General features: G+C 65.7%; 17 protein-coding genes, 1 tRNA gene and 3 rRNA genes. 10 read left to right on the top strand and 11 right to left on the bottom strand.

The window, feature by feature from the left end; genetic code table 11:
• Positions 1-57 precede the first annotated feature (57 nt).
• The 5 genes from ABS642_RS20910 (at position 58) to ABS642_RS20890 (ending at position 4,323) form a co-directional block, all read left to right on the top strand.
• Complete coding sequence (locus ABS642_RS20910) at positions 58-840, top strand: IclR family transcriptional regulator (RefSeq protein ID WP_350351597.1); 783 nt, start codon at positions 58-60, stop codon at positions 838-840.
• A 68-nt stretch (positions 841-908) separates the two neighbouring features.
• Positions 909-2,117 carry an OmpA family protein gene (locus ABS642_RS20905; RefSeq protein WP_350351596.1) on the top strand — a complete coding sequence of 403 codons (1,209 nt, stop codon included), beginning with the start codon at positions 909-911 and terminating at the stop codon, positions 2,115-2,117.
• 18 nt (positions 2,118-2,135) lie between these two features.
• Entirely contained in the window at positions 2,136-2,672 is a 537-nt protein-coding gene (locus tag ABS642_RS20900; protein WP_350351595.1) for a hypothetical protein, read from the top strand.
• Positions 2,673-2,677: 5 nt separating this feature from the next.
• Positions 2,678-3,397 (top strand): response regulator transcription factor, encoded by a 720-nt coding sequence (locus ABS642_RS20895; RefSeq protein WP_350351594.1) that lies wholly within the window; start codon positions 2,678-2,680, stop codon positions 3,395-3,397.
• Positions 3,394-4,323 carry a HAMP domain-containing sensor histidine kinase gene (locus tag ABS642_RS20890; RefSeq protein WP_350351593.1) on the top strand — a complete coding sequence of 310 codons (930 nt, stop codon included), beginning with the start codon at positions 3,394-3,396 and terminating at the stop codon, positions 4,321-4,323. Before ABS642_RS20895 ends, ABS642_RS20890 begins: the two co-directional genes overlap by 4 nt.
• Before the next feature lie 35 nt (positions 4,324-4,358).
• Here the strand turns inward: ABS642_RS20890 and ABS642_RS20885 are convergent, their stop codons facing one another.
• Positions 4,359-5,969: a LuxR C-terminal-related transcriptional regulator gene (locus tag ABS642_RS20885; RefSeq protein ID WP_350351592.1), complete on the bottom strand. Its 1,611-nt coding sequence runs from the start codon at positions 5,967-5,969 to the stop codon at positions 4,359-4,361.
• A gap of 119 nt (positions 5,970-6,088) precedes the next feature.
• On the opposite strand from ABS642_RS20885, the gene ABS642_RS20880 reads away from it, so the two are divergent.
• The gene (locus ABS642_RS20880) at positions 6,089-6,496 is read left to right on the top strand and encodes a hypothetical protein (RefSeq protein ID WP_350351591.1); all 408 of its coding nucleotides are present in this window, start codon (positions 6,089-6,091) and stop codon (positions 6,494-6,496) included.
• Positions 6,497-6,577: 81 nt separating this feature from the next.
• Here the strand turns inward: ABS642_RS20880 and rrf are convergent.
• The 4 genes from rrf to ABS642_RS20860 all read right to left on the bottom strand — a co-directional run bounded on the left by rrf (position 6,578) and on the right by ABS642_RS20860 (position 12,770).
• Positions 6,578-6,694, bottom strand: a 5S ribosomal RNA gene (gene rrf, locus ABS642_RS20875).
• Positions 6,695-6,802: 108 nt separating this feature from the next.
• Positions 6,803-9,906: ribosomal RNA gene (locus tag ABS642_RS20870) — 23S ribosomal RNA — on the bottom strand.
• A gap of 432 nt (positions 9,907-10,338) precedes the next feature.
• A 16S ribosomal RNA gene (locus ABS642_RS20865) occupies positions 10,339-11,863 on the bottom strand.
• Together the 16S, 23S and 5S rRNA genes form the textbook arrangement of a ribosomal RNA operon.
• A gap of 529 nt (positions 11,864-12,392) precedes the next feature.
• On the bottom strand, positions 12,393-12,770 hold the full coding sequence (locus ABS642_RS20860; protein ID WP_350351590.1) for a helix-turn-helix domain-containing protein: 378 nt from the start codon (positions 12,768-12,770) through the stop codon (positions 12,393-12,395).
• An 88-nt stretch (positions 12,771-12,858) separates the two neighbouring features.
• Between ABS642_RS20860 and ABS642_RS20855 the strand changes: the two genes are divergently transcribed.
• Entirely contained in the window at positions 12,859-13,245 is a 387-nt protein-coding gene (locus ABS642_RS20855; protein ID WP_350351589.1) for a nuclear transport factor 2 family protein, read from the top strand.
• 52 nt (positions 13,246-13,297) lie between these two features.
• Here ABS642_RS20855 and ABS642_RS20850 read toward each other — a convergent pair.
• The 4 genes from ABS642_RS20850 to galU form a co-directional block, all read right to left on the bottom strand.
• Positions 13,298-13,370 (bottom strand) — tRNA-Ala (locus tag ABS642_RS20850).
• Positions 13,371-13,423: 53 nt separating this feature from the next.
• On the bottom strand, positions 13,424-14,269 hold the full coding sequence (locus ABS642_RS20845) for a hypothetical protein (protein WP_350351588.1): 846 nt from the start codon (positions 14,267-14,269) through the stop codon (positions 13,424-13,426).
• Positions 14,270-14,359: 90 nt separating this feature from the next.
• Positions 14,360-14,971 carry a GNAT family protein gene (locus ABS642_RS20840; RefSeq protein WP_282217452.1) on the bottom strand — a complete coding sequence of 204 codons (612 nt, stop codon included), beginning with the start codon at positions 14,969-14,971 and terminating at the stop codon, positions 14,360-14,362.
• Positions 14,972-15,016: 45 nt separating this feature from the next.
• Positions 15,017-15,904: a UTP--glucose-1-phosphate uridylyltransferase GalU gene (gene galU / locus ABS642_RS20835; protein ID WP_350351587.1), complete on the bottom strand. Its 888-nt coding sequence runs from the start codon at positions 15,902-15,904 to the stop codon at positions 15,017-15,019.
• A 41-nt stretch (positions 15,905-15,945) separates the two neighbouring features.
• On the opposite strand from galU, the gene ABS642_RS20830 reads away from it, so the two are divergent.
• Genes ABS642_RS20830 through mscL form a run of 3 tightly spaced genes read left to right on the top strand, consistent with a single transcriptional unit; the run spans position 15,946 to position 17,274 of the window.
• Positions 15,946-16,542: a 5-formyltetrahydrofolate cyclo-ligase gene (locus ABS642_RS20830; protein WP_282216444.1), complete on the top strand. Its 597-nt coding sequence runs from the start codon at positions 15,946-15,948 to the stop codon at positions 16,540-16,542.
• A 15-nt stretch (positions 16,543-16,557) separates the two neighbouring features.
• Positions 16,558-16,830, top strand: a complete 273-nt coding sequence (locus ABS642_RS20825; protein WP_282216443.1) for an FmdB family zinc ribbon protein — start codon at positions 16,558-16,560, stop codon at positions 16,828-16,830.
• Between the two features lie 24 nt (positions 16,831-16,854).
• Positions 16,855-17,274 carry a large conductance mechanosensitive channel protein MscL gene (gene mscL / locus ABS642_RS20820; RefSeq protein ID WP_350351586.1) on the top strand — a complete coding sequence of 140 codons (420 nt, stop codon included), beginning with the start codon at positions 16,855-16,857 and terminating at the stop codon, positions 17,272-17,274.
• Between the two features lie 62 nt (positions 17,275-17,336).
• Here the strand turns inward: mscL and ABS642_RS20815 are convergent, their stop codons facing one another.
• Both ABS642_RS20815 and ABS642_RS20810 read right to left on the bottom strand, forming a co-directional pair.
• Positions 17,337-17,546, bottom strand: a complete 210-nt coding sequence (locus ABS642_RS20815; RefSeq protein ID WP_282216441.1) for a hypothetical protein — start codon at positions 17,544-17,546, stop codon at positions 17,337-17,339.
• On the bottom strand, positions 17,539-21,222 hold the full coding sequence (locus tag ABS642_RS20810) for an AAA family ATPase (RefSeq protein WP_350351585.1): 3,684 nt from the start codon (positions 21,220-21,222) through the stop codon (positions 17,539-17,541). Before ABS642_RS20810 ends, ABS642_RS20815 begins: the two co-directional genes overlap by 8 nt.
• Between the last annotated feature and the right edge of the window lie 13 nt (positions 21,223-21,235).

Here is a 21,235-nt window from a genome sequence, read left to right as displayed (position 1 = left end):
TTCTGATTCCACACCCGCAGCATCGACGGCGACAGCGGTTCGTGACATGCTTTGTCTGTGATCCCAGACAGTGCCGAGCCCGCCGGTCGCAGCGATCCCCAGGTGCCGGCAGCGGAGAACACCCTGCGGATCCTGAGCTATCTGGCGGGGCGCCCGGCACCGGTCGCCGCGTCCGCGATCGCCCGTGAGCTGTCCCTCCCCCGATCGACCGTCTATCACCTGCTCACGACGCTCTCGACGCACGGGTTCGTGCTGCACTTCCGCGAGGAGCACCGCTGGGGTCTCGGCACCTCCGCCTTCGAGCTGGCCGGCGGCTACACCCGGCAGCAGCCGCTCGCCCGCCTCGGTCGCCCCCTGATCGCCGCGCTCTCCGATCGACTCGGCGAGAGCACCCACCTCGCGGTGATGAGCGGAGGCGATGTGCTGTACATCGTCGAAGAGCGCGCGCCACGTCGGCCGGCTCTGGTCACCGACGTCGGCGTCCGCCTTCCGGCGCATCTCACGGCCAGCGGTCGGGCGATGCTGGCCGTACTGCCGCGAGAGCAGGTGCGCGCTCTCTATCCGAGCGCGTCGGCGTTCCCTGATCGCACCGGCCTCGGACCTCGTCGTCCCGCGGAGCTGCGCGAGCTGCTTCGCGAGGTGCGCTCGCGCGGGTACGCCACGGAAGACAGCGAAGTCGCCGCGGGACTGCGGTCGGTGGGCGTGGCCGTGCGCGACCAAGCCGGATGGCCGGTGGCCGCCGTCGCGGTCACCTGGGCGGACGAAGAGCGGGACGAGCGCGCGCTGGCGGACGCCGTCACTGCCACCGCGTCCGTCCTGGAATCGCGGCTGAAGCGATGAGCAGAGATGTCGCAGAGCTGCGACATCCCTGCGACAACGCCGCGACAACAGCTGGATACGCTCGAGTCATGACCTCACCACGCACCGCTTCGCTCACCGGCCGCCGCCGCGGAATCGCGCTCGGACTCGTGGCATCCGTCCTGTTCACCGGCTGTGCGGCGGCACCCGCGGTCGAGACGGAGAAGACCGCGAAGCCGACCGCCTCGGCGCCGGCCCCGACGGCGTCCGCCGCGGTCGCCACCGTGCCCGGATACGACGTGGGGCAGTTCCCGCCCATCCCGCTCTTCGTCCTCCCGGACCTCTCGCTTCTCGACTCCTCGGCCTCGGCCTTCGCGATCGAGGTGAACGAGGCGCTGGCGGACATTCCCGGGGTGACGGCCACGCCGGCGCACTGCGATGCGGCAGGGACCGTCGTCTCCGGCAACGGCACCGCCCTGCTCTACGGCGACGGATCCGGCTCCTTCACCGGTCCGGACGGCACCGTGCAGAACTTCGGCGACGGCTCAGGCAACTCCACGATCAACGGGGTGACGATCCAGAACTTCGGCGACGGCTCGGGCAACTACAGCGACGGGACCGTGACGATCCAGAACTTCGGCGATGGGTCGGGAAACTACACGGACGCGACGAAGACCGTGCAGATCTTCGGCGACGGCTCGGGCAACTTCTCGGACCGCGAGCTGACGATCCAGAACTTCGGAGACGGGTCAGGGAACTACGAAGACGGCGAGGTCAGCATCCAGAACTTCGGAGACGGATCCGGCAATTACCGCAGCCCGGAGATCACGATCCAGAACTACGGCGACGGCACAGCGCAGGTCGACGGCGAGTGGGTGGATGCCGAGCCGCTGCCCGTCGTCCCGACCCTGGGGGTGTTCCCGCCGCTCGGCACGCTGGCACCGCTGGAATCCTGCGGAACGACCCTCACCTTCCAGGACGGTGTGCTGTTCGACTTCGACCGCAGCGACATCCGCGGCGATGCCGGCGTGACGCTGGATGCCGTGGCGGAGGTGCTTATCTCGCTCAACGTCGCTCAGGCCGCAGTGTCGGGGCACACGGATGCCGTCGGCTCGGACTCGTACAACCTCGATCTGTCGGAGGATCGGGCAGACGCCGTCGTGAAGGGTCTGCAGGACCGCGGAGTCCGCAGCAGCTTCAGCGCCGAAGGATACGGAGAGACTCGCCCGGTGGCGGCGAACGAGATCGACGGCGCCGACAACCCCGCAGGACGCCAGCTCAACCGCCGTGTCGAGATCTTCATCCCGGCGACGGTCTGACACGAGAGGATGAGAGACATGCGCGCTTCCCGGTCCTCGGCCGCTGCGGCGGCGACGATCGTCGTCGCCGTGCTCCTCAGCGGCTGCACAATGCGGATCGTCGACCCCACCGCAGAGGATGCCGGCCCGACGACGGGCGCCGAGACGCCCGCGAAGACGCCTGTCCCGAAGACACCCGATGCCGCGGAGGACGACGACAGGTCGGATCCCGATCCCGCTCCGATCGACGGGCTGGATGCCGAGCACGCCGCGCACAGACAGCGGCTGCTCGACTCCGCGACGACGACCATGCCCTGTCCCACGGCCCCGCTCCAGCAGGACGGCACGATCATCCGCATCGAGGGAGACTGCGACGAGATCCGCATCGACCTCGACGCGGGAGCCGTCATCGTCGACGATGTGTCGTCCCTCCAGCTCAGCGGCTCCGGGACCGTGGTGTACGCGAACACCATCGGCGACGTGCGGGTGAGCGGGACCGCGAACGAGATCTACTGGACCGGCGAGACGCCCCAGGTGACCGACACCGGCACGGCGAACGTGCTGCGGCGGGGCTGACCCGGATGGAGCCCTCGACGCGACCGCGCATCCTCATCGTCGACGACGACGAGGCGATCACCGTCGCGCTGGCGGCGTTCCTCGACCGCAGCGGCTTCGACGTCCGCGTCGCCGAGGACGGGCGCGCCGGCCTCGCCGAGGTGGAACGCGACGTCCCCGACCTCGTCGTGTGCGACGTGCTGATGCCGCACGTCGACGGACGCGAGTTCGTGCGCAGGATCCGGGACCGTCAGCTCTGGCTCCCGATCATCCTGCTCACTCAGGTCGGCGAGTCGTGGGAGCGCAGCGCCGCGCTCGACGAAGGCGCCGACGACTACCTCAACAAGCCGTTCGATCCGCACGAGCTCATCTCGCGCATCCGCGCCGTTCTGCGCCGCACGGTGCAGGGCGCCCCTCCCCTGCGAGCCGCCGAGCGACTCCGTGCGCATGACCTGACGATCGACCGCACCGCCCGGCGCGTCTGGCGCGCCGATCAGGAGCTCACGCTCACGCCGAAGGCCCTCACCCTCTTGGAGTACCTGATGCTGCATCCCCAGGAGGTCCATTCGCGGGACCGTCTGCTGTCGGCGCTCTGGGGTTTCGACTTCGCCACCTCCAGTCGCGCCGTCGACCACCGCATCGCCGAGCTGCGGCGCGTGCTCGGCGACAACGCGTCGGAGGCGCAGTTCATCGAGACCGTGCAGAGTCTGGGTTACCGGTTCTCGGCACCGGTGGTGGCCGGATGAGCGATCGGCGCAGCATCGTCCTCGGTGTGCTGGCCTGTGTGCCGGTCGCCCTGAGCGCCCTCGCCGCGGGCGGCATGGCCATCGCGGGAGAGCAGCGCGTGCTCGCGATCGAGGTGGCGCTCCCGGGTGCGGTGCTGATCATCGGCGCGCTGGTCTCGCTCGTCACCGGTGCCCTGCTGTTCGGACGCGCTGCCAGCGCTCGATCCCGCAGACGCGCGGCGGCCGCTGCGGATGCCGCCGGGCGGGAGGCCGCTCTTCACGAACGCGAGCGCCACCAGCGATTCCTGGCCCGGCTCGACCACGAGCTCAAGAACCCGCTCACCGCGATCCGCGCGACGGCGGTGGCTGCACCGGACGGCGCCGAGAGTCCGGCGTGGCGCACGGTCGACGCTCAGGCCGCCAAGCTCAGCACCCTCGTGCGGGATCTCCGGAAGCTCGCCGATCTGGAGGCGCGCCCCCTCGATCTCGAACTCGTCGATCTCGAGCAGGTGATCGCCGAAGCCGTCGCGGATCTCCGTCAGCGAGACCCCGGCGCCGGAGCGCGGATCGACTTCACCGTCACTCGCGTGCCCTGGGCCGTGCCGCCCCTCGCGGCCGACGTCGATCTCCTGTCCCTGGCGATCGACAACGTGCTCGGCAATGCCGCGAAGTACTCGACGGCGGGGCCGATCGAGGTCCGGCTACGGGAACAGGATGGGTGGGCGGTCATGGATGTCGCGGATGCCGGCCGCGGCATTCCCGCCGGCGAGGTGTCGCAGGTGTTCGACGAGCTCGCCCGCGCGCACAATGCGCGCGACGTGACAGGATCGGGGATCGGTCTCACGCTCGTCGCCACCGTCATCCGTCAGCACGGCGGCGACGTCTCCCTCCGTTCGGTCGAGGGGTCCGGCACACTCGTGACGCTCCGCCTCCCGATCCGCCGCTGAAGACGATCCGCGCACGGCGCGCAGGTCCGACGCGCTCAGGCAGGATGTTGCCCGGCAGCGCGGTGGGCGATGCCCGAGCGGGACGTCACCTCCCACCGTCGCATCACGGCACTCACGTGCTTCTCCACCGTCGACTCGCTCACGTCGAGCGCCTCGGCGATCGAGTGATTCGTGGCGCCGGTCGCGATCAGGGCGACGATCTGCTGCTGACGAGCGGTCAGCGGACCGAGTCCGGAGTCGACCGAGAGCGCCCCGAGCGCCGACGCCACGCCCACGCGCGTGGGGACACCGAACGCATGGAGCACGCGGGAGACGTGGATGCGCACGGTGTGCTCGGACAGATACTCGGACGCCGCGATCTGCGCGTTGCTGCGCCCGTCGGCGATGAGCACGGCGATTCCGCGTTCACGGGCGGAGAGTCCCTCCCATCCGCGACGCGCATCGGGAGGGAGACGTCGGCCCACGGCCCGGAGCTCGCGGGCGGCCGATCGGCGCACCGCCCCGAAGCCATGCGCATCGGCGTCGGTCACCACGTCCGCCAGCCGTCGCGCTGCCTGCCCTCGCTCGCGCAAGGACATCCTCGCTCGAGCCGCGAGGATCTCCCCTTCGGCCGCCTCCAACGCGCGTCCCGCTCTCACGGCGAGGCTGATCGAACGCTCAGCCTCCTCCAGTGCCCTCTCGCTGTCACCGGCGAGGAGGGAGACGCGGCTCGCGATCCGCTCGACGGTCGAGCCCGCGCTCTGGTGAGCTGCGAGCGGTGCCGCGCGCAGCTGCCACGCACGAGCGGCATCCAGATCTCCCGCATCGACCGCGGCTCTGGTCAGGATCTCGAAGCAGATTGCTCTGTCGACGATCCGCACCTCGGGGAAGGACGGGTCCGTGCTCGCCCGCAGCGCCGCGACCGCCGACGTCCGCACATCGTCGCCGACGATGGCCGCGTAGCTCGCGAGAAGGAACGCTCCGCTCGTCAGCGCGTTCGTGGGAGCGAGATCGAGCGCGAGGATGCGGTGCACCCCGGCCCGCGCTTCCTGCCGTCGACCGGCGCTCCCATCGACGACGGCGGCCGTCGCGGTCGCGAAGACCCGCTCCGCCGCCGTTCCTGCTCCGGCGCATGCCTGCGCCGCTTCTTCGCTCGCGCCGCTCACATCCCCGCTGAACAGCCGTACCCGCGCGACGAAGCAGCGGATGATCGTCAGGAAGGGGTGATCCTGTCGTCCGAGCAGCACCGTCCGGGGCGGCACGACGGTGAGCAGGTCGGCGGCGATGTCGAGACGTGCTTCGGCGAGAGCCGCCTCCGCGAGTAGGGCACAGAGAGGGAGTCGGAGCTCACTCGAGACACGCGCGGAGGCACCGGCTGCGGACGCGAACTCCTGGAGTGGGCCGGAAACCGTGGCCCCTGCCCTGACGAGGCCGCAGACGCTTTCGGCGAACACCACCGTGTCCGGGTCATCCGCCGCGCGACGGGCCGCCGCGGCCAACGGGGCGGCGAGGTCGAACTGCCCGGCCCATACCGCTGCGAGTCCCGCGAGGGCACTGTCGAAAGCGACATCCGATGAGCCCACCGGGTCGAGGTAGAGATGGGACGGGACGGCCTCGACGACGACGAGCTCCCGAAGCAGTGCGTCCAGCCGGTCGGCGCGAGACATGGCGTCATGGTATCGCCCGGCTTGCGTGAATAGCTCGATTCCCCCATGGTCCCGAGGAGCGTTCGACGAGCACGATGAACTCGGGAGAGCCCGGGATTCGGGCTGAGGAGGGAATCGTCATGCGCGCGACACAAGTGAGGCCCATCGGCGCCGGCATCATCGTCCTGACCGCACTCGCACTCTCGGCGTGCGGAACAGGCACACCACCGCCGACATCGCCGGACGAGGCGGAGGAGCCGTCATCGGCGGCACAGACGCCCGCCGACGGAGAAGAGGATGCCGACGCCGCCTCGGAGGTGACCGTCTCGGGCACGGGTGTCTACAAGATCGGGGACGACATCCCTTACGGCGGGTTCCAGATGCACGGCGAACCCGCGCCCGTCCCGGATGGCTGCACGTGGAGCATCCAGGATGAGAGCGGCGTGGTCGTGGTCGAGAACCAGGGCGCCTACGCGTTCCTGACCGACGTGCCCGAGTACGTCACGTTCCATACGGACGGCTGCCCGGAATGGGAGCAGTTCGAATGATCACGGCGGAGCATCGTCGCGCTCCGGCGCGTTAACGCAAGAAAGCCACCCAGCATTGGGTGGCTTTCTTGTCTAAAAGAAGTCCGGCGGTGTCCTACTCTCCCACAGGGTCCCCCCTGCAGTACCATCGGCGCTGTGAGGCTTAGCTTCCGGGTTCGGAATGTAACCGGGCGTTTCCCTCACGCTATGGCCGCCGAAACACTATTGATGTTTCAATCAAACACATAACAAAGTCATTGTTGTTATGCGGTTCTCGACCGTACATCGAGAACCACTCAGTGGACGCGTAGCACCAACAAACGGTGTGTTATCAAGTCATCGGCTTATTAGTACCAGTCAGCTGCATGCATTACTGCACTTCCACATCTGGCCTATCAACCCAGTAGTCTGGCTGGGAGCCTCTCACCCGAAGGTATGGAAATCTCATCTTGAGGCCGGCTTCCCGCTTAGATGCTTTCAGCGGTTATCCATCCCGAACGTAGCTAATCAGCGGTGCTCCTGGCGGAACAACTGACACACCAGAGGTTCGTCCAACCCGGTCCTCTCGTACTAGGGTCAGATCCTCTCAAATTTCCTACGCGCGCAGCGGATAGGGACCGAACTGTCTCACGACGTTCTAAACCCAGCTCGCGTACCGCTTTAATGGGCGAACAGCCCAACCCTTGGGACCTACTCCAGCCCCAGGATGCGACGAGCCGACATCGAGGTGCCAAACCATGCCGTCGATATGGACTCTTGGGCAAGATCAGCCTGTTATCCCCGAGGTACCTTTTATCCGTTGAGCGACAGCGCTTCCACAAGCCACTGCCGGATCACTAGTCCCGACTTTCGTCCCTGCTCGACCTGTCAGTCTCACAGTCAAGCTCCCTTGTGCACTTACACTCGACACCTGATTGCCAACCAGGTTGAGGGAACCTTTGGGCGCCTCCGTTACTTTTTGGGAGGCAACCGCCCCAGTTAAACTACCCACCAGGCACTGTCCCTGAACCGGATTACGGTTCGAAGTTAGATATCCAGAGTGACCAGAGTGGTATTTCAACAATGACTCCACACGAACTGGCGTCCATGCTTCAAAGTCTCCCACCTATCCTACACAAGCCACACCGAACACCAATACCAAGCTGTAGTAAAGGTCACGGGGTCTTTCCGTCCTGCTGCGCGTAACGAGCATCTTTACTCGTAATGCAATTTCGCCGAGTTCGCGGTTGAGACAGTTGGGAAGTCGTTACGCCATTCGTGCAGGTCGGAACTTACCCGACAAGGAATTTCGCTACCTTAGGATGGTTATAGTTACCACCGCCGTTTACTGGGGCTTAAATTCTCAGCTTCGCCTTGCGGCTAACCGGTCCTCTTAACCTTCCAGCACCGGGCAGGCGTCAGTCCGTATACATCGTCTTGCGACTTGGCACGGACCTGTGTTTTTAGTAAACAGTCGCTACCCACTAGTCTCTGCGGCCACCACACCCTTTTCGGAGCAAGTCCGTATAAGTGGATGGCCCCCCTTCTCCCGAAGTTACGGGGGCATTTTGCCGAGTTCCTTAACCACGATTCTCTCGATCTCCTTGGTATTCTCTACCTGACCACCTGAGTCGGTTTGGGGTACGGGCGGCTAGAACCTCGCGTCGATGCTTTTCTTGGCAGCATAGGATCACCCACTTATTATCCGCATCGTGTCTCAGCCTATGTGAACGGCGGATTTGCCTACCGTTCGGCCTACGCACTTGCACCCGGACAACCATCGCCGGGCTGGGCTACCTTCCTGCGTCACACCTGTTAATACGCTAACCGCACCAGAATGGGGTCGTGCGCTAGGCCCAGAGCGTCACCCCGAAGGGATCAGTCACTGGGATTCAGACACTTAGCACTACTGGATTAGCTTGGGCGGTTCTTCGCCGGTACGGGAATATCAACCCGTTGTCCATCGACTACGCCTGTCGGCCTCGCCTTAGGTCCCGACTTACCCAGGGAAGATTAGCTTGACCCTGGAACCCTTGGTCTTTCGGAGGACGTGTTTCTCACACGTCATTCGCTACTCATGCCTGCATTCTCACTCGTGTAGCCTCCACGGCTGGTTTACACCGCCGCTTCGCTGGCCACACGACGCTCTCCTACCCATCAACACGGCTGGACCACGAAGGCCTACCAATAATGTCAATGCCACAACTTCGGTGGCGTGCTTGAGCCCCGTTACATTGTCGGCGCGGAATCACTTGACCAGTGAGCTATTACGCACTCTTTCAAGGGTGGCTGCTTCTAAGCCAACCTCCTGGTTGTCAAGGCAACTCCACATCCTTTCCCACTTAGCACGCGCTTTGGGACCTTAGTTGGTGGTCTGGGTTGTTTCCCTCTCGACTATGAAGCTTATCCCCCACAGTCTCACTGCTGCGCTCTCACTTACCGGCATTCGGAGTTTGGCTGACGTCAGTAACCTTGTAGGGCCCATCGGCCATCCAGTAGCTCTACCTCCGGCAAGAAACACGCAACGCTGCACCTAAATGCATTTCGGAGAGAACCAGCTATCACGAAGTTTGATTGGCCTTTCACCCCTATCCACAGCTCATCCCCTCAGTTTTCAACCTAAGTGGGTTCGGTCCTCCACGACGTCTTACCGTCGCTTCAACCTGGCCATGGATAGATCACTTCGCTTCGGGTCTAGGACATGCGACTGAATCGCCCTATTCAGACTCGCTTTCGCTACGGCTACCCCACACGGGTTAACCTCGCCACATATCGCTAACTCGCAGGCTCATTCTTCAAAAGGCACGCTGTCACCCCTACTAAGGAGGCTCCAACGGTTTGTAAGCAAACGGTTTCAGGTACTATTTCACTCCCCTCCCGGGGTACTTTTCACCTTTCCCTCACGGTACTTGTCCGCTATCGGTCATCTGGGAGTATTTAGGCTTATCAGGTGGTCCTGACAGATTCACACGGGATTTCACGGGCCCCGTGCTACTTGGGATACTCTTCGCGCCAAGCAAGGCATTTCGACTACGGGGTTGGCACCCTCTATGACCGGCCTTTCAAGACCGTTCGTCTATACCTTCTTGTAACGCCGCCACCTCGGCAGAGATGACTGAAAAGTCCCACAACCCCCAACGTGCAACACCTGCCGGCTATCACACACGCTAGGTTTAGCCTGTTCCGGTTTCGCTCGCCACTACTAACGGAATCGCGGTTGCTTTCTCTTCCTGTGGGTACTGAGATGTTTCACTTCCCCACGTTCCCTCTACCCGCCCTATATATTCAGGCGGGAGTCACTAGGTCGGCACGCCGCCCAGCGGGGTTTCCCCATTCGGACACCCTCGGATCAAAACTTGCTTATCAGTTCCCCGAGGCTTATCGCAGATTGCTACGTCCTTCTTCGGCTCCAGATGCCAAGGCATCCACCGTTTGCTCTTAAAGACTTGAAATCACATGAGTTTGAATCAGAATCGACACCAAACCCCAAAAAGAGGTTTGGATTGAAATTGACTAATGATCTTTAAGATCATCTTGTGCAACAACCCGAAGGCTGCTGCAAGATGCTCGCGTCCACTGTGTAGTTCTCAAAGTACGGGCGGTACCCCTTGACGCCACCCCAAACCGGGGAAACGACAAAAGGTCCAGAGTAACCGACTGTGCACCCAACCCGAAGGCCAGTGCGCATCCGGTCCCTCAGGACCCAACAGCGTGCAGACACCCGCCCCCTCACCCAGAACCTTCCAACCGCTCCGAAGAACGACGTACTAGCTCCAAGATCAGATCTTGATGTCATGTCAAATGTTCCACCCATGAGCTCCCAGCGAAGAACGTATGCCTTCGATCTGGGTTCTGGAAGTCCGAAGACTCCAAGTGCTCCTTAGAAAGGAGGTGATCCAGCCGCACCTTCCGGTACGGCTACCTTGTTACGACTTAGTCCTAATTACCGATCCCACCTTCGACGGCTCCCTCCACAAGGGTTAGGCCACCGGCTTCAGGTGTTACCGACTTTCATGACTTGACGGGCGGTGTGTACAAGACCCGGGAACGTATTCACCGCAGCGTTGCTGATCTGCGATTACTAGCGACTCCGACTTCATGAGGTCGAGTTGCAGACCTCAATCCGAACTGGGACCGGCTTTTTGGGATTCGCTCCACCTCGCGGTATTGCAGCCCTTTGTACCGGCCATTGTAGCATGCGTGAAGCCCAAGACATAAGGGGCATGATGATTTGACGTCATCCCCACCTTCCTCCGAGTTGACCCCGGCAGTATCCCATGAGTTCCCACCATTACGTGCTGGCAACATAGAACGAGGGTTGCGCTCGTTGCGGGACTTAACCCAACATCTCACGACACGAGCTGACGACAACCATGCACCACCTGTTTACGAGTGTCCAAAGAGTTGACCATTTCTGGCCCGTTCTCGTATATGTCAAGCCTTGGTAAGGTTCTTCGCGTTGCATCGAATTAATCCGCATGCTCCGCCGCTTGTGCGGGTCCCCGTCAATTCCTTTGAGTTTTAGCCTTGCGGCCGTACTCCCCAGGCGGGGAACTTAATGCGTTAGCTGCGTCACGGAATCCGTGGAATGGACCCCACAACTAGTTCCCAACGTTTACGGGGTGGACTACCAGGGTATCTAAGCCTGTTTGCTCCCCACCCTTTCGCTCCTCAGCGTCAGTTACGGCCCAGAGATCTGCCTTCGCCATCGGTGTTCCTCCTGATATCTGCGCATTCCACCGCTACACCAGGAATTCCAATCTCCCCTACCGCACTCTAGTCTGCCCGTACCCACTGCAGGCCGGAGGTTGAGCCTCCGGATTTCACAGCAGACGCGACAAACCGCCTACGAGCTCTTTACGCCCAATAATTCCGGATAACGCTTGCGCCCTACGTATTACCGCGGCTGCTGGCACGTAGTTAGCCGGCGCTTTTTCTGCAGGTACCGTCACTTTCGCTTCTTCCCTGCTAAAAGAGGTTTACAACCCGAAGGCCGTCATCCCTCACGCGGCGTTGCTGCATCAGGCTTGCGCCCATTGTGCAATATTCCCCACTGCTGCCTCCCGTAGGAGTCTGGGCCGTGTCTCAGTCCCAGTGTGGCCGGTCACCCTCTCAGGCCGGCTACCCGTCGACGCCTTGGTGAGCCATTACCTCACCAACAAGCTGATAGGCCGCGAGCCCATCCCCAACCGAAAAATCTTTCCAGACGCAGACCATGCGGTCACGTCACATATCCAGTATTAGACGCCGTTTCCAGCGCTTATCCCAGAGTCAGGGGCAGGTTGCTCACGTGTTACTCACCCGTTCGCCACTGATCCCACAGAGCAAGCTCCGTGTTCACCGTTCGACTTGCATGTGTTAAGCACGCCGCCAGCGTTCATCCTGAGCCAGGATCAAACTCTCCGTAAAAAAGAAATGCATACCCCACCGGGAAAACGGTGACGCAGCGAGTTTGATGCTGACCAAAGAGACAAATTCATTGCTGACTTCATCCGAATGCCAACCCCACAAGGAGGTTGGTCTTTGATCCAAAGGAATTCTCACCCAGCCGAAAAACGACTGAACGAGGATAATTTGGCATTTGACAAGTGCACGCTGTTGAGTTCTCAAGGATCGGATGCTCCCACGACCCAGCCATCACAGCCAGGCCCGAAGGGCAACTTCTCTATCTTACTGATCTCGCTCCCGGTGTCAAATCGCCTTCCGGCGACCTGCTCGTGGGCACGAGGCAGTTCCTTCATCCTGAGCACTCGTGAAGAGGTTCGGGATTCGGGAGGTGTTCGATGCTTGACGGGAGCCGGTCCGAGGACCTCCGCTCAACCGTTTGGGGCGAACAAGTAATAAGTTACGCGGATCCCGGGGATCGGGCAAATCCGGCCTGACCGCCGGGCGTGTCGCGCTGATTCCCGCGTCAGGGTGCTCCCCCGGGGCGTCTGCCTCAGGGCGCCAGGGTCTGGTCGTCGACAGCGGCGTCGTAGCGATCCTGTGCGTCGATCACGTCCTCGACGTGAGACTCCGCCCAGACCTGAAGAGCTCTGAGCGGCTCATGCAGAGTGTGGCCGAGCGCCGTGAGCCGATAGCGGGCATAACCGTCGGCATGCGCGACGCGCTCGACCATCCCGTCGCGCTCCAGTGCGCGGAGGGTGTCGGCCAGGACCTTCTTGGTGATCCCCTCCACGTCCCGGTGAAGCTCCCCGAAGCGTCGGGGGCGTTCATGGAGCAGAACGACGATCATCGCCGTCCACTTGTTCGCGATACGAGCCAGCGAACGACGCGATGGGCACTGGGCGGAGAACACCGTCCACTCGGTTGTCATCCGGCGCTCCTCCTGGTGACGTTGAAGTAACCATGCCCGCCTCGACACGGTGGAATCTCAGGGTACCGAGCAGAAGCGGAGGACGAACATGTCGGCGATCGACGTGGTGGGACAGTACGGAGCCGCAATCGCGGCGGGAGACATGGATGCGCTGGTCGCGACACTCGCGGATGACGTGGTGTGGCATCAGCCGGGCGCCAACCAGCGCTCGGGCGACCACGTGGGGCCGGACGCGGTCCTTGCGCATCTCGGTGCGTTCATGGAGCTGAGCGGCGGAACCTTCGCGCTCGAGACCGAATCCGCGACGGAGAGCGGTCAGCTCGTCGCCACGACCGTGCGGTTCACGGCCCGGCGCGAAGGCGCTGCGGATCTCGACCAGCACGGCGTCGACGTGTTCCGCGTCGAGGGCGATCGAATTGCAGAGATCTGGCTGATCAGCGAGGACCAGGGCGCAGAGGACCTCTTCTGGGGCTGAGCTCAGGAGGAAGAAGAAAGCCCCCGGCGTGTGCCGGGGGCTTTCTGTTCGGTGGACCTAAGGGGATTCGAACCCCTGACCTCCTCGATGCGAACGAGGCGCGCTACCAACTGCGCCATAGGCCCGTGAACGGGTTCTACGTTATCACGCCGTCGGAGCCCATCGCGTCGCGCGATGCTCAGCCGGCAGCGCGTCGCGAGAGGAGCTCTCGGACGTGCGCCTCGATCTCGGCATCATCGACGAAGCCCATCTTCGCGTACGGCGACGATGCTGCCGGAAGCTGCACGGGAGCGTCCGGGGACATCTGCTCTGCTCGCTCGCGGAGAGCGGCGACCCGCGCCGCCTTGCGACGCGCTTCCTGCGCCTCGATCTCTGCGCGCGCTGCCTGAGCTCGCGACCCGGCCACGGCCACCAGCGGTTCCGGCAGCGGGCGCGGGGTCCAGGTGGCGCGTCCCTGGTCGTGCAGCTCTGGTGCAGTGCGCTCACGAGCGGGTTCGGCGACGACCTGCGGACGACGAGCGGCGCGCTGCGCCACGGATGCCATCCGCTGCAGCATCACGCCGGTGATCGCGATCAGCGCCCCGCCGATCCACGCCAGGGTCTGCGCACCGGTGGCCAGGATCTGCCAGACGCCGAGACCGGCGACGGCCAGGCCGAGCAGGAGCGCGCTCGTGGCCACGACTCGCACCCGACGACGGGCCCGCGCGCGGCGGATCACCGGGTCGGCACGGGTCGCCGCGAGTTCCTGGCGCAGCGACTCGAGCTCGGCCGACTCGCGCTCGGACTGCACGCGCTTCGCCAGCTTCTGCTGCGCCAGCGCGGTCCGCGCGTTGAGCTCGAAGCGGACCTCGCCGGGCGTCTCACTCGTCTCGGCGAGTACGCGCAGCGCCTGATTCAGACGGACGGCGTTCCGCTCGGAGGCGTTGTACTGGTAGCGGCCTCGCCAGGACGGCAGCAGATAGAGCATCCACAGGAGCACGGAGACGAGGACGATCACTCCCCCACTCAGCACCGGCCCGTCCATAGGGACAACGGTAAGCGCTGAGGGGCGCTGCGCGGCGCAGGCGGCGCGTGTCGCGGCGAGTCCGTTCCGGAACCCGTGCGAACCGAGGGCTCAGAGGGCAATCCGATCGGACGGCGGCACCGTCGCGGCATCCGGCGGCACCTGCCCGTTCAGCCAGCGGGCCAGCACTCCCTGGGGCACATCCTCGCGCGTCAGCGAGAACGCGTAGTGGTCGCGCCAGTCCCCGTCGATGTGGATGTAGCGACGGCGCAGCCCCTCATAGCGGAAGCCGAGCTTCTGCACCACGCGCAGGCTCGCCGCGTTCTCCGGGCGGATGCAGATCTCCATCCGGTGCAGGCCGTACTCGGTGAAGCAGGCATCGGTCGCGAGAGCCACGGCCGTCGGAGTGATCCCCCGACCGGCGAACCGCTCGCTCACCCAGTAGCCGATGGTCGCCGAGCACAGCGAGCCGCGGGCCACGCCCCAGACGTTGAGCTGTCCGGCGACCTCGCCCTCGTACTCCATGACGAAGGGGTAGCCCGAACCGTCCTTGTACTGCTGCAGCAGTCGACGGATGCTGAGGCGCATGTCGAACGACACCGAGCCGTAGGGGACGGTCGCCTCCCACGGCTGCAACCACGATCGGTTCGCGAGCAGCTCGTGCTGCAGCGGACGGGCGTCCTTCGTGCGCACGAGCCGAAGCTCGATCGGTCCGTGCCGCATTCCCGTCGCCAGATCCATGACTCGTCCCGACGCCCGCAGAGTCGCCTAGAGGCGTTCCGCGAACTCCTTGAGCCAGGGCCGCAGTTCCGGGCCGAGGTCGTCGCGGTCGGACGCCAGCTGCACGATAGCCTTGATGTAGTCCACGCGGTCGCCGGTGTCGTAACGACGTCCGCGGAAGATGACGCCGACCACGCCGGGGCCATCCGGGTCTGCTGCCATCTCCTGCAGAGCGTCGGTCAGCTGGATCTCGCCGCCCTTGCCCGGCTCGGTGCGCTCGAGGATCTCGAAGACGGATGCCGGCAGCACGTAGCGGCCGATGATGGCGAGGTTCGAAGGGGCGTCCTCCTGCGCGGGCTTCTCGACGAGGCCGGTCACGCGAACGTTCTCCGACCCGTCGATCGACTCGACGGCGGCGGCACCGTACATGTGGATGCTGGCGGGGTCGACCTCCATCAGCGCGATCACCGCTGCACCGCTGCGCTCGTGCTCGGCGATCATGTCGATCAGCAGCGGGTCGCGCTCGTCGATCAGGTCGTCCCCGAGGAGCACGGCGAACGAGCTGTCGCCGACGTGGGTGCGTGCACGCAGCACGGCGTGTCCGAGACCCTTGGGCTCCCCCTGGCGGACGAAGTGGATGTCGGCGAGGTCGCTCGACTTCACGACGCTCGCGAGGCGACCGTCGTCCCCCTTCTCCAACAGCTTGACCTCGAGCTCGGGGACCGAGTCGAAGTGGTTCGAGATCGCATTCTTGTTGCGACCGATGATGACGAGAATGTCATCGATCCCTGCGTCTGCAGCCTCTTCCACCACGTACTGGATGGCCGGCTTGTCGACGACAGGGAGCATCTCCTTCGGCATCGCCTTCGTCGCAGGCAGGAAACGCGTCCCCAGTCCTGCCGCGGGAATGACGGCCTTGATCTTGTGCTCACCCATCCTGACAGCCTAGCGGTCAGCCCCGCCGTAGACTCAGAGCCATGTCGAACGACGTCGAACACGCCAAACGCGCCCTCCGCGCCGAACTGCGTGAGCGTCGCCAGCTCCTCTCCGAATCGCAGCGCGACGCCGCGGCATCCGAGATCGGCGCGCGCCTCGATGCGCTGGTCGACGCGCTCGGCGCACGATCGATCTCCTGCTTCCTCTCCACCACCACCGAACCCGGCACCCGCGAGTTCGTGAACAGGGCAGTGCGCCGCGGCATCCGGGTGCTGCTCCCGATCACGCGTGCCGACGGCCTGCTCGACTGGGCTGTCGCCACCGACGACGATCAGGTGACCGAGGGACTGTTCGGCCTGCCCGAGCCGACGGGCGAGGTGCTCGGCCCCATCGCCGTCAACGACGTCGACCTCATGATCGTCCCCGCTGCCGCCGTCGATCGCTCGGGAATGCGGATGGGCTGGGGCCGCGGATACTTCGACAAGACGATCGGCTCCATGGAGAAGTGCCCGCCCGTCTACGCCGTCATCTATGATTCCGAGATACTCGACTCCCTGCCGCGGGAGGTGCACGACCAGCCGGTGAACGGCGTCGTGACCCCGACGCAGACCCTGAACCTGTCGCCCACGCGACGCTGACCTGCAAGGATCCCCATGCCCACCTATGCCTATGCCTGCACGTCGTGCGGACACCAGTTCGACGCCGTCCAGAGCTTCTCCGACAACGCGCTCACCGAATGCCCCGAGTGCGGCGGCACGCTGCGCAAGCAGTACGGGTCCATCGGAGTCACCTTCAACGGATCCGGGTTCTACCGCACGGACTCGCGCGCCAAATCGGGCGGATCGAGTGAAGGTTCGGCATCATCGAAGTCGGAGTCGAAGACGAGCGCCGCACCGGCCGCTGCGTCGACTCCAGCCTCTTCCTGAGGCCCCGACCCGTTGGGAGTTCCCATGCTCAAAGGCTTCAAGGATTTCATCCTCCGCGGCAATGTGATCGACCTGGCCGTCGCCGTGGTCATCGGCGGTGCGTTCACCGCGATCGTCAACTCCGTGGTGTCCACCATCATCACGCCGCTCGTCTCGCTCTTCTTCAAGGCGGACGCGACGGGCCAGTTCGGACCGAAGCTCACGAACATCTACGGCAACCCGGTCACCTTCCCGCTCGGTGACCTGATCTCGGCCATCATCAGCTTCCTCGCGGTCGCCGTGGTCGTCTACTTCGTGTTCGTCCTGCCGATGAACACCTTCAAGGCGCATGTCGAAGCCCGCAAGGGCACGGGGGCCGAGGAGCCGGAGGACGAGCCGGCCGCCGCGACCGAGGCCGAGCTCCTCGTCGAGATCCGGGACCTGCTCAAGAGCCAGCGCGCGTAGTCCCCCGCTTCGCGAGAGCCGCCGTCGTCCCCTCGGGGCGGCGGCGGTTTCGCGTCAGGCGCTCAGTAGTGCGGCGGCACGTCCTGCATCAGGCGGTCGTCGTTCGGCCCTTTCGGGCCACGAGGTCCCGCGGTCGCGTCGTCATCGTCGGTCTCGGGACCCGACTCCGGCGCGGGGTCGCTGCCCGGCACCGGCGTGAGTCTCGCCCTACGCGATCCGGCGACGCGCACGACGCGCTGACCGTCCGGACCGGGTTCGGGCTGCTCAGTCATTCTCGCGGTCGACGACATCGATCGGCTGCGTGTCGTTCTCGGCACGCGGCGCCGATTCGGAGATGCCGAGCACACCCGCGATACGAGTCGCGGCGGTGACCGGGTCGCTGTACAGATCGAACGCGTGCACGCGCACGTAGTGCCAGCCCAGGCGCCGCAGCACGTGCGGTCGCAGCCGCAGCGTCTCCCGAAGGGAGTCGCCCCGGGACTCCGGATCGGATTCGATCACGACGGCCTTGCCGTCATGCTGCGCGACCAGCGGAAGGAGTCCGCGGTAGTCGACGTCGACGGATGCCCCGAGCCGCCGCAATTCCCGCGCCAGGGCGAGGGTGAGCGGGTCGGCGAGGTCTTCCAGCCGGGCGTCCCTGCTCCGCGCGGCGAGCCCGCCGAGGATCGACATCAGCGTGGCAGCGCCGTGCTCCAGTCGGCCGTCATCGAATGCGGAGGGGCGAATGGACGAGACGATCACCATCGATCGACGCGCGCGCGTCATGCCGACCGTGAGCAGTCGCTCGCCGTCGGGGGTCGAGAGGTCGCCGAAGTCGCTCAGCACACGACCGTGCTTGGTGAGACCGAAGCCGAGCGAGAAGATCACCCGATCCCGGCTCTCGGCGACGGACTCCTCCAGCGTCAGCACCGCGAAGGGCTCGACGGTGTCGCGGCCGACGAAGTCCGCGACATCGGATCGGCCGGCGAACGCGGACGTGACGGCGGCGCGGACGCGCTCCGCGTGACGTGTGCTGGCCGTGACCACCATCAGGGACTCGGACGGTCGGTGGATCGCATGCTCGACGACCAGGGTCACGACCCTGGCCACCTCGGCATCCGGACTCTCGACCGCGCCGGACACCGGGTCCGGCGCACCGGTCCCGCCCTCGACGTAGTCGACCGTCAGGCTGCCGCGACCGAGGTACGACCCGGCCCACGGCAGGGAGACGATCTCGCCGCCGTAGAAGGCGTCGTTGATGAGCTCGGCGAGGTCCTCGCCTCCCGCACGGTAGCTGCGCGTGAGCGTCATCACGGGAAGGAGCTCGGACAAGCGCTCGAAGACGGACACCTCGTCGAACGGGAGCTCCGCCTCCCAGGATTCCACGGGGTCCACGGCGATGTGGAAGGGCGTGGGCCGCTGCGTCACGGGATCGCCGAACGCGACGATCTGGCGCGCGCGACGGATCGCCGGTGCGGCCTCCGTGAGGTTGATCGCCGCGGCGTCGACCAGCAGCACCGTGTCGAACTCGACCGAGTCCGGGATCTCGGGAACGAGGTACGGCGAGGAGATCCACACCGGGGCGAGCACGTCGATGAGCGCGGGCGCGGAGCTGACGACCTCGGCCGTCGTCGTGGCGGGCTGCGTCAGCGCGCGACGGAGATGCTGCGACTGCTGCGGCTCGTCGACGATGGCGATCCGCCACTGGTTCGCGAGCTGCCAGGCGAGCAGCGGGCCGGCCATGGCGGCGTGGGCTTCGTCCACGAGACGGAAGTCGCGTTCGAGCCGGTCCACGACCGCGGTGTTCGCGCCGAGGAGCGCCCGGTTGTCCTGCAGCGCCCGCTCCAGGAGCGACTGCCACCAGGCGAACTCGAGCTCGTCACCCACCCGGGACTCGGCGACATGGCGGACGGAGAGCTCGGCGAGCAGCGGCTCGAGCCCGAGCAACGCGAGACGATCGCGCAGCTGCGCGCGCTCCACGAGGTTGTCGAAGACGTCGGACTTCTCGGCGAGCCCGGCCAGCGTGCGGACCAGCCGCGCGACCGGGAGCGTCGCCAGCGGCTCGCGGCGACCGAGCGCCGCGTCCAGCTCTGCCAGCTCCGACTCGACACGCTGCCAGGAGGCGGAGACGTCACCGAGCCCCAGCGGCACCTCCGGTGCGACGCCCGCCTCGACGAACCGCTGCCACTGCGTGCGCTGCGACTGGATGCGCAGCAGAGCCTCGTGCATCTCCGTGACGTGCACGCCCGGGCGGACGTATTCCTTCGCGAGGCGACGCAGCCGCCGGCGATTGGCCGCGGAGAGACCGGGCGCGTCGCGACGCGAGCCGTGCGCCTGGATGAGCTCGCCGAGAGGACGCTCGAACACGGTCGGGCTGAACCGATCGAGGGAATCCCGGATCCCCTGGAGCAGACGCAGATACTCGCCGAGCTCGTCGATCGTCGAGAACGGCCGCATGTGCGTCTGGGCGATCAGTTCGTAGCCCCGCTCGAGGAGCGCCGGCACGCTGCTCGAATGCAGACGTCCGGCGAGCTCGTGGGCCGAGCGCGCAGCCTCGGTGGTGGCGAAGGTGACGCCGTACCAGGGCGAGTCGTCCGGGCCGAAGCGGAACTCGCCGAGTCGCGCGGCCTGGGCCAGCGACGCGGCCGCCTCGGTCCGGTCGGCGGCCAGGCGGCGCAGGGCGTCCGGTCCCAGGCGCGCGGTCGTCGACGGCGGGACGGGAAGCGATGCGAGGCGCGTGAGGTGGCGAGTCGCGTCGAGTACCGACGCGTCGGTGCCGGGGATCGGCGAGGTGAGCGCCTGCCGGTAGTCGCGCAGCACGGTGCGCAGGCGCACCAGCGCGTCGTCCACCTCGCTCACCTTGGGCGCTGCGGCCTTCTCGTTGCGGCCGATCGCGCGGACGAGGTCGCGGCGCACGCTCGCGGGCGAGATCGCGAGGCTGTCGAGCCCGATGCCGGCGAGCCGATGCCGCACGCCGTCGAGGGTCGAACGACGTGCCGACACGACCAGCACGCGCTTGCCCCCGCGCACGAGTTCGCCGAGCGCGTTGATGACGGTCTGCGTCCCTCCGGTGCCCGGAAGCGTCGCCACCGTGAGCGAGTGCCCGGCGGCGATGCGCGCGAGCACCGCCTCCTGCTCGGCATCCGCATCGAGGAGGAGGTTGTCGGATGCCGGGGCGCGGTCGTCCGGAGAGGTCTGGTGCGGTGCGGCGCGCGGTGCCGAGACCTGCTCCCGGTCGCCGACATGACCGTTGAGTGCGTTCAGCACCAGGTGGTCGAGGCTGCCGCCGTCGCGCGACATCGCCGCTGAGACGTCGGCGAACGTGGACACGACGAGCCTCGGCTCCACGGAGAACGTGTCGATGGAGCGCGTGGTCGCCCGGAGGCTGTCGATCACGGGCTGGGGCTTGAAGATGCCGCCGTCGTAGGCGAGGGCCGCGAGGGCGGCGGGGTCGATGGTGATGCCGAAGTGGTCGCGCGCGATGCGGACCAGTTCGGGGTTCACCTCGAACGCACCCTGGAGCTTGAGCTCGAAGTCGGAGTGGTGGCGCCGGATCGCCAGCGGCCGCAGCAGGACGGGCGCCGCGAAGCCCGCGCCTCCGATGCGCCAGCGGGCGACGCCGACCGCCAGATGCACGGCCTCGATCCCCCGCACCGTGCGCAGCTCGGTGTTCTTGGCCGTGATCCGTTCCGCCGCGAGTCGAGCGGTGCGCAGCCCGACCTCGTCGCGGAACAGATTCGACAGGAGCGTGGACTTGCCGGTGATGAATTGGGGAAGGCTGCCGGGGTGCGCCTTCGAGATGTCGATGCCGGACTCGGGTCCGTCGCGGAAGCTGACGAGCGGCGACGGGCCGCCGAGATCGGCGGCCTCGGCGCGCAGACGGGTGCGCTCGGCCTCGGCGGCGTGCGCGATATCGACTCCGGTGCTCGACTCGTGCAGATCGCCGAGGGTCACGGAGGCCTCCGCCACCGCGTCATCCGCA

The organism is Microbacterium sp. A8/3-1 (genome assembly GCF_040267695.1).
Classification (GTDB): domain Bacteria; phylum Actinomycetota; class Actinomycetes; order Actinomycetales; family Microbacteriaceae; genus Microbacterium; species Microbacterium luteolum.
This window is presented reverse-complemented; position numbering and strand designations above follow the sequence as displayed.

Coding starts and splice junctions, on each gene's coding strand:
- ABS642_RS20905 (WP_350351596.1), top strand. CDS start 909: ATGACCTCACCACGCACCGCTTCGCTCACCGGCCGCCGCCGCGGAATC.
- ABS642_RS20900 (WP_350351595.1), top strand. CDS start 2,136: ATGCGCGCTTCCCGGTCCTCGGCCGCTGCGGCGGCGACGATCGTCGTC.
- ABS642_RS20895 (WP_350351594.1), top strand. CDS start 2,678: ATGGAGCCCTCGACGCGACCGCGCATCCTCATCGTCGACGACGACGAG.
- ABS642_RS20890 (WP_350351593.1), top strand. CDS start 3,394: ATGAGCGATCGGCGCAGCATCGTCCTCGGTGTGCTGGCCTGTGTGCCG.
- ABS642_RS20885 (WP_350351592.1), bottom strand. CDS start 5,969: ATGTCTCGCGCCGACCGGCTGGACGCACTGCTTCGGGAGCTCGTCGTC.
- ABS642_RS20880 (WP_350351591.1), top strand. CDS start 6,089: ATGCGCGCGACACAAGTGAGGCCCATCGGCGCCGGCATCATCGTCCTG.
- ABS642_RS20860 (WP_350351590.1), bottom strand. CDS start 12,770: ATGACAACCGAGTGGACGGTGTTCTCCGCCCAGTGCCCATCGCGTCGT.
- ABS642_RS20855 (WP_350351589.1), top strand. CDS start 12,859: ATGTCGGCGATCGACGTGGTGGGACAGTACGGAGCCGCAATCGCGGCG.
- ABS642_RS20845 (WP_350351588.1), bottom strand. CDS start 14,269: ATGGACGGGCCGGTGCTGAGTGGGGGAGTGATCGTCCTCGTCTCCGTG.
- ABS642_RS20840 (WP_282217452.1), bottom strand. CDS start 14,971: ATGCGGCACGGACCGATCGAGCTTCGGCTCGTGCGCACGAAGGACGCC.
- galU (WP_350351587.1), bottom strand. CDS start 15,904: ATGGGTGAGCACAAGATCAAGGCCGTCATTCCCGCGGCAGGACTGGGG.
- ABS642_RS20830 (WP_282216444.1), top strand. CDS start 15,946: ATGTCGAACGACGTCGAACACGCCAAACGCGCCCTCCGCGCCGAACTG.
- ABS642_RS20825 (WP_282216443.1), top strand. CDS start 16,558: ATGCCCACCTATGCCTATGCCTGCACGTCGTGCGGACACCAGTTCGAC.
- mscL (WP_350351586.1), top strand. CDS start 16,855: ATGCTCAAAGGCTTCAAGGATTTCATCCTCCGCGGCAATGTGATCGAC.
- ABS642_RS20815 (WP_282216441.1), bottom strand. CDS start 17,546: ATGACTGAGCAGCCCGAACCCGGTCCGGACGGTCAGCGCGTCGTGCGC.